Source organism: Polaromonas sp. P1_E3, from assembly GCF_056405935.1.
This window is the reverse complement of sequence record NZ_JBFUBD010000163.1, coordinates 1-6,035: the sequence shown is the minus strand read 5'-3', so window position 1 is coordinate 6,035 and position 6,035 is coordinate 1. Positions and strand designations below refer to the sequence as shown.

Sequence of the window (6,035 nt, the reverse complement as noted above, 5' to 3'; positions counted from 1 at the left end):
GAGTAATCCTCGACAGGTTCAGGCAGCTTCACCAGGAAGCTGCCGCCACAAAAAAGGCCGGGTTACCCCGGCCTTTTTACTTTTACCTATTGAATTGGCCTCCAGACCAATAGGGACAAGCGCAAGCAGCTCCTATTTTGATAGCAAACGTGCTTGGGCACCCTGCGTGATGGACGTCAGTGTGCCGCGCGTGGTGATGACTTCGGGGTCCAGCGTGACTTCAATCACCGTGCCCTCCTTGCGAGCCAGCGCCGCCAGCAATTCCGACTCAAACTCTGCGGTGCGTGTGATGCGCACACCGGCATAACCGTACGCGCACGCCAACGCGGCAAAATCCGGGTTGTTCAGTCCTGAACCACTTTGGTGTGTTGGGTACTCCCGCTCCTGGTGCATGCGGATCGTGCCGTACATGCCGTTGTTGAGCAGCACGATGATGCTTTTGGCGCCGTGCTGCACGGCCGTGGCCAGCTCCTGGCCATTCATCAAAAAGTCACCGTCACCCGCGATGGTGAAAGCCACCCGGCCGGTGGTGATGGCCGCAGCGATGCCCGCAGGCACGCCGTAACCCATGGCCCCCACGGTGGGCGCCAACTGGGTCTTGTGGCCCTTGACGAGGCCGTGGTGCTGAAAGAACCGATGCACCCAGCTGGCGAAGTTGCCCGCACCGTTGGTCAGCACCGCATCGGCCGGCAAATGCTTTTGCAGCATGCCGACAATGGCCGGCATGTCGATGTCGCCGGGCAGGTTGGCGTTTGCTGTCGGCTTCAGATTTTCCAGGTAGTCCTCGTTGGCTGACGCCGTCCAGGCCTCCCAGGCCACCGTCACCGGCGCCGTCAACACCTCCAGTGAGCGTGCAGCCGCATTCATGGTGGCGTTGATCGCCAGGTCGGCCTGGTAAACGCGGTTGAGCTCCTCCGCGCTGGCGTGGATGTGGACCAGCTTCTGTTTCGGCCGGGGCGCCTCCAGCAGCGTGTAGTTGCCCGTCGTCATCTCGCCCAGGCGCGGCCCGATGGCAATGATGAGGTCGCTAGCCTTCACACGCGCGGCCAGCTTCGGGTTCAGGCCGATGCCCACATCGCCTGCATAGAGCGGATGGTGGTTGTCAAAGGTGTCCTGGAATCGAAACGCATTGCCCACCGGCAACTTCCAGTTCTCGGCAAAGCGCTGCAGCGCCTGAGCCGACTGCGGCGTCCAGCCGCCGCCGCCCGCGATGACCAACGGGCGCTCGGACTTGAGCAGCATCTCGCGCAGCGTGCGCAGCGAGCCCGGGTCGCTCCAGGCCTGCACAGCCTCCACACGCGGTAGCGGCTGCGCGGCCGTCATGCGCGTCAGCATGTCCTCCGGCAAGACCAGTACCACCGGGCCAGGCCGGCCGTTCATGGCAGTGGCGAATGCGCGCGCCACGTACTCCGGGATGCGGTCGGCATCGTCGATGCGCTCCACACGCTTGGCAAAGCCTTTGGTGCTGGGCCCGAAGAAGCTGGCGTAGTCCACCTCCTGAAAGGCTTCACGGTCGCGGCAGTCACTGGCCACGTCGCCCACCAGCAGCACCATGGGGGTTGAGTCCTGGAAGGCGGTGTGCACACCGATGGACGCATTTGTGGCGCCCGGCCCGCGCGTGACCATGCATACGCCGGGCCGCCCCGTCAGCTTGCCGTGCGCCTCCGCCATAAAGGCTGCGCCGCCCTCTTGCCGGCAAGTGACGAACTGAATCTTGTCCTGCCGTGCATGCAGGCCGTCAAGCACCGCCAGGTAGCTTTCGCCGGGTACACCAAACGCATGGGTAACGCCCTGGGCCAGAAGGCAATCGACGAGAAGGTGGCCGGCAAGTTGGGAGGTGCTCATGAGCCTATTGTGCCGCTGGAACGTGACCCCCACGCTCCCCCACTTCGTGTGGGTCGCTGCCCCCCGAGGGGGCCGTCCGCCTGCGGCCTGGCAAAGCCAGTTCCGCGGCTCAGGCTGGTGAAGACAGAGCTCCCGGATCGCTGTGCTTATTCTGGTGTGGCCGCGTCGCCGTCATCACCGCCGGCGGCCAAGGCCTGGCGCGCCAGCTCTTCGTCGCTCAGCGGCGGGGCCGATTCGAGGGCGGCCAATTCGTCGAGGAACTCCTGCGTCGGCTCCTCGTGTTCGAGGAGTACTTCTTCCAGCTTCTGCCGGCCGGTCTCTACATGCACCGAGGGAGAATGCAGTTCGGATGGCGGTACCGGGAATTTTTCACCCAGTTCAAATTTGAGCGCCTCAGCCTTCTGGTCTACCCAGTTTGCGAAGTCGCCGTCTTTTGGTGTGTTCGAGTTGCTCATATCCACCTCCTCTGGCTTGCGGCCCAGGCGCGAATGGCCACGGCCTGAATCATTATGATGCGGTGGCGCACCGAACGATAGTGGTGAAGGCGCGCCCCCGCGTAGCCTGTAGCCCTAACCCTCAGAGCCCCCAGCCCACCGCACGCCACTCTTCACCAGCAGGGGCCGCGGAACCGGCTTTGCCGGGCCGCAGGCACGCCCCCTGAGGGTGGAGCAGGCTACACGAAGTGAGCCTGAACGGGGGTGGGCCAAGTTTCCTTGCTTTAATTCACTAAACAGTTAAATTCCGGACATGTCGACCCTCAAAACAAAGCCCGCCGAACCCCGCTCTCGCGATGCCGACCGCTCCCAATTGGCCATCCTCCTGGCCGCCCGCGACGAGTTCGCGCAACACGGCCTGGGCGGTGCGCGGGTCGACCGGATTGCCGAGCGCGCTGATGTCAATAAACGCCTGATCTACTACTACTTCAAGAGCAAGGACGAGCTCTTCCTGGCAGTGCTGGAAAACGCCTACGCCGACATCCGCGAGGCGGAAACAGAACTGCATCTGCGCGACATGGATCCGGCACAGGCGATACGCCGCCTCACGGAATTCACCTGGGAATACTACATTGCCCACCCGGAGTTTTTGACGCTTCTCAACAGTGAAAACCTGCATCAGGGGCGGCATCTGGCCATGTCCAGCCGCGTGCAGGAAATGAACTCCCCGCTGGTTCAGACGCTGGCGGAAATCCTCGAACGCGGGCGTGCCGACGGGCTGTTTCGCGGCGGTATCGACCCGGTGCAACTTTACGTATCCATCGCCGGGATGTCGTATTTCTACCTGTCGAACAACCACACGCTGTCGGCCATTTTCGGGCGTGACCTCATGACACCCAAAGCCCGCCACGAACGGCTCTCGCACATGTGCGAGGTCATCCTAGGGTATGTCCTTAGAAACTGATTCCGGGCAGTCATTGACGCAGCGACAAGGCCATTTTTACAATTCGTAATTCACTTAATGGTGAATTACGAGTAAACTGCATTCCGGTACCCAACAACACCGGCGGCATGCACAGGTCTTTCGCAGTCCTTCAATGACCCCTTTTCAGGAGACAAGTACATGAAATTCACACGTCGCGCCTCGCTGGCCTGCCTCACCTGCCTGGCCGCGCTGTCACCCCTGGTGGCAGGCGCCCAGGGCGCTTACCCCAACAAACCCATCCGCGTCATCGTGCCTTTTGCCGCAGGCAGTACCACCGACATCATTGCCCGCGCCATCACCGACAAAATGAGCCAGAGCATGGGCCAGACGCTGGTGATCGACAACCGCGGCGGCGCCAGCGGCACCATCGGCCAACAGGCTGTGGCCACARCCGCGCCGGACGGCTACACCATCATGATCCATTCGTCCTCGCACACGGTCAGCCCCTCCACCTTCACCAAGCTGCCCTTCGACACCACAGGCGACTTCGTGGGTGTGACGCCGATCTCGAGCACGCCCAATGTGCTGGTGATGTCACCGTCGAAGAACATCAAGACACTTCAGGAGCTGCTGGCCGCCGCGCGTGCCAAGCCCGGCAGCATGAACTTTGCCTCGGCCGGCCAGGGCAGTGCCACTCACCTCAATGCGGAGAAATTCAAGCTCGCCGCCAAAATTGAGGCCACCAACATTCCCTTCAAGGGATCCGGCGAAGCCGTGACCGAAGTGATTGCAGGCCGCGTCGACTACTACTTCTCGCCGATCGCACCGGTGATCGGCCAGATCAAGAACGGCCAGCTCGTCGCACTTGCAGTCGGTTCACCCAAGCGCGCCAGCGCCCTGCCCCAGGTCCCCACCACGGCGGAAGCCGGCGTTCCGGGTTCGGAGTTCAACTTCTGGATCGGCATGATGGCCCCCGGCAAGACGCCGCGCGACATCGTCAACCGCCTGCACGACGAAGTGGTCAAAGCCCTGAACACGCCCGAAGTCAAGGAGCGCTTCGCTGCCCTGGGGGCCGACGCCTGGACACTCTCGCCCGAGCAGTTCGACGCTTATATCAAGGACGAAATCAAGAGCAATGCTGTCCTCGTCAAGGCCGCCGGCCTGCAGCCGACCCAATAACGTTTAGTTTCCCCGCAGCGTCCCTCTCTCCTATATCCCCGGCCGGACCAGGGTAGGCCGCTGCATTTTTCACCTTCTCAAAGGACTCCATGGCTACTCAACGACTAGGACTCATCATGCACGGCGTCACCGGGCGCATGGGCATGAACCAGCATCTGATCCGCTCCATCGTCGCGATCCGCAAACAGGGCGGCGTCACGCTCTCCAACGGTGACAAAGTCATGCCCGACCCGATCCTGATCGGACGCAATGCCGAGAAGATTGAAGCCCTGGCCAAGGCCCACGGCATTGCACGCTGGGGCACCGACCTGGACGAGGCGCTTAAGAACAAGGACGACACTATCTTCTTCGATGCAGGCACCACGCAGATGCGCCCGACGCTGCTGGCCAAGGCCATCCGCGCCGGCAAGCATGTGTATTGCGAAAAGCCGATCGCCACCAACCTCAACGAGGCCGTGGAAATTGCGCGCCTGGCTGAAAAGTCCGGGCTCAAACACGGCGCCGTGCAGGACAAGCTCTTCCTGCCCGGCCTGCGCAAGCTCGACATGCTGCGACGCGCCGGCTTCTTCGGCAAGATGCTGTCGGTGCGGCTTGAGTTCGGCTATTGGGTTTTTGAAGGCGACCTGCAACCCATCCAGCGCCCGAGCTGGAACTATCGCACCGAAGACGGCGGCGGCATGATCCTGGACATGATGTGCCACTGGCGCTACGTGCTGGACAACCTGTTCGGCGAGGTCAAGTCCATCTCCTGCATAGGCGCCACCCATATTCCCGAACGCTGGGATGAAACAGGCAAGCCATACAAGGCCACCGCCGACGACGCGGCCTATGCCACGGCGGAGCTGGTCGGCCACAACGGCGAACCCGTCATTGCCCAGATGAATATGTCCTGGGCGACACGCGTGCGCCGCGACGACCTGGTCACCTTCCACGTCGATGGCACGCACGGCTCGGCTGTCGCCGGCCTGTCGTCGTGCCGGGCCCAGTCGCGTGTGACCACACCGCGCCCGGTCTGGAACCCCGACGAAAAGCAGACCATGAACTTCTTCGATCAATGGCAGGAAGTGCCGGACTCACAAACCTACGACAACGGTTTCAAGATCCAGTGGGAGCACTTCATCCGCCACGTGGTCGAAAACGAGCCCTACAAATGGACGCTGCCCGAAGGCGCCAAAGGCGTGCAGCTGGTCGAAGCCGCGCTCGAAAGCTGGAAAGAGCGCCGCTGGGTGGATGTACCGGCGCTACAAGTTTGATAGCTGCTTGCGCCCGTCGGATAAGGGCTAGAGGCATATTTTGCATATAAAAGGTAGATTCCATGGCTTTAACCCTTACCCTGCCCGTTGCGACGGGCGGCCTGCAGCCTTATACGCTGCGCGGTACCACTCCCGTTAAACCTGCGGCTGGACTGAAATTCAACCGCATTGCCTACTCGGCCGCCCACGTGGTGGCCGACCCGCTGGCCGCGGTCGATCCCTGGATCAACTGCGCAATCGACTGGGACACGACCATCGCCTACCGCCGCCACCTGTGGTCACTGGGCTTGGGCGTGGCCGAAGCCATGGACACGGCGCAGCGCGGCATGGGCCTGGACTGGCCGACCTCGCTGGAGTTGATCCGCCGTTCGCTGGACGCCGCCAAAGACGTGCCGGGTG

General features: G+C 62.4%; 6 protein-coding genes. 4 read left to right on the top strand and 2 right to left on the bottom strand.

Going from position 1 to position 6,035, the window contains the following annotated elements:
- Positions 1 to 132: 132 nt before the first annotated feature.
- Together AC1D0Z_RS14715 and AC1D0Z_RS14710 are read right to left on the bottom strand one after the other, a co-directional pair.
- The gene (locus AC1D0Z_RS14715) at positions 133 to 1,845 is read right to left on the bottom strand and encodes a thiamine pyrophosphate-binding protein (RefSeq protein WP_477658969.1); all 1,713 of its coding nucleotides are present in this window, start codon (positions 1,843 to 1,845) and stop codon (positions 133 to 135) included.
- Between the two features lie 146 nt (positions 1,846 to 1,991).
- Positions 1,992 to 2,300 carry a hypothetical protein gene (locus tag AC1D0Z_RS14710; RefSeq protein WP_477658968.1) on the bottom strand — a complete coding sequence of 103 codons (309 nt, stop codon included), beginning with the start codon at positions 2,298 to 2,300 and terminating at the stop codon, positions 1,992 to 1,994.
- A gap of 292 nt (positions 2,301 to 2,592) precedes the next feature.
- On the opposite strand from AC1D0Z_RS14710, the gene AC1D0Z_RS14705 reads away from it, so the two are divergent.
- The 4 genes from AC1D0Z_RS14705 to AC1D0Z_RS14690 all read left to right on the top strand — a co-directional run.
- Entirely contained in the window at positions 2,593 to 3,243 is a 651-nt protein-coding gene (locus tag AC1D0Z_RS14705) for a TetR/AcrR family transcriptional regulator (protein WP_477658967.1), read from the top strand.
- A 159-nt stretch (positions 3,244 to 3,402) separates the two neighbouring features.
- Positions 3,403 to 4,383, top strand: coding sequence for a Bug family tripartite tricarboxylate transporter substrate binding protein (locus AC1D0Z_RS14700; protein ID WP_477658966.1), 981 nt, complete (start codon positions 3,403 to 3,405; stop codon positions 4,381 to 4,383).
- Positions 4,384 to 4,472: 89 nt separating this feature from the next.
- On the top strand, positions 4,473 to 5,636 hold the full coding sequence (locus AC1D0Z_RS14695) for a Gfo/Idh/MocA family protein (protein WP_477658965.1): 1,164 nt from the start codon (positions 4,473 to 4,475) through the stop codon (positions 5,634 to 5,636).
- Positions 5,637 to 5,698: 62 nt separating this feature from the next.
- Positions 5,699 to 6,035 (top strand): DUF993 family protein (locus AC1D0Z_RS14690; protein WP_477658964.1); only part of this gene is annotated, 337 nt, incomplete at its 3' end.

Bases quoted from the DNA above. Each gene is read 5' to 3' on its own strand.
- AC1D0Z_RS14710 (WP_477658968.1), bottom strand. From the start codon at position 2,300: ATGAGCAACTCGAACACACCAAAAGACGGCGACTTCGCAAACTGGGTA.
- AC1D0Z_RS14695 (WP_477658965.1), top strand. From the start codon at position 4,473: ATGGCTACTCAACGACTAGGACTCATCATGCACGGCGTCACCGGGCGC.
- AC1D0Z_RS14715 (WP_477658969.1), bottom strand. From the start codon at position 1,845: ATGAGCACCTCCCAACTTGCCGGCCACCTTCTCGTCGATTGCCTTCTG.
- AC1D0Z_RS14705 (WP_477658967.1), top strand. From the start codon at position 2,593: ATGTCGACCCTCAAAACAAAGCCCGCCGAACCCCGCTCTCGCGATGCC.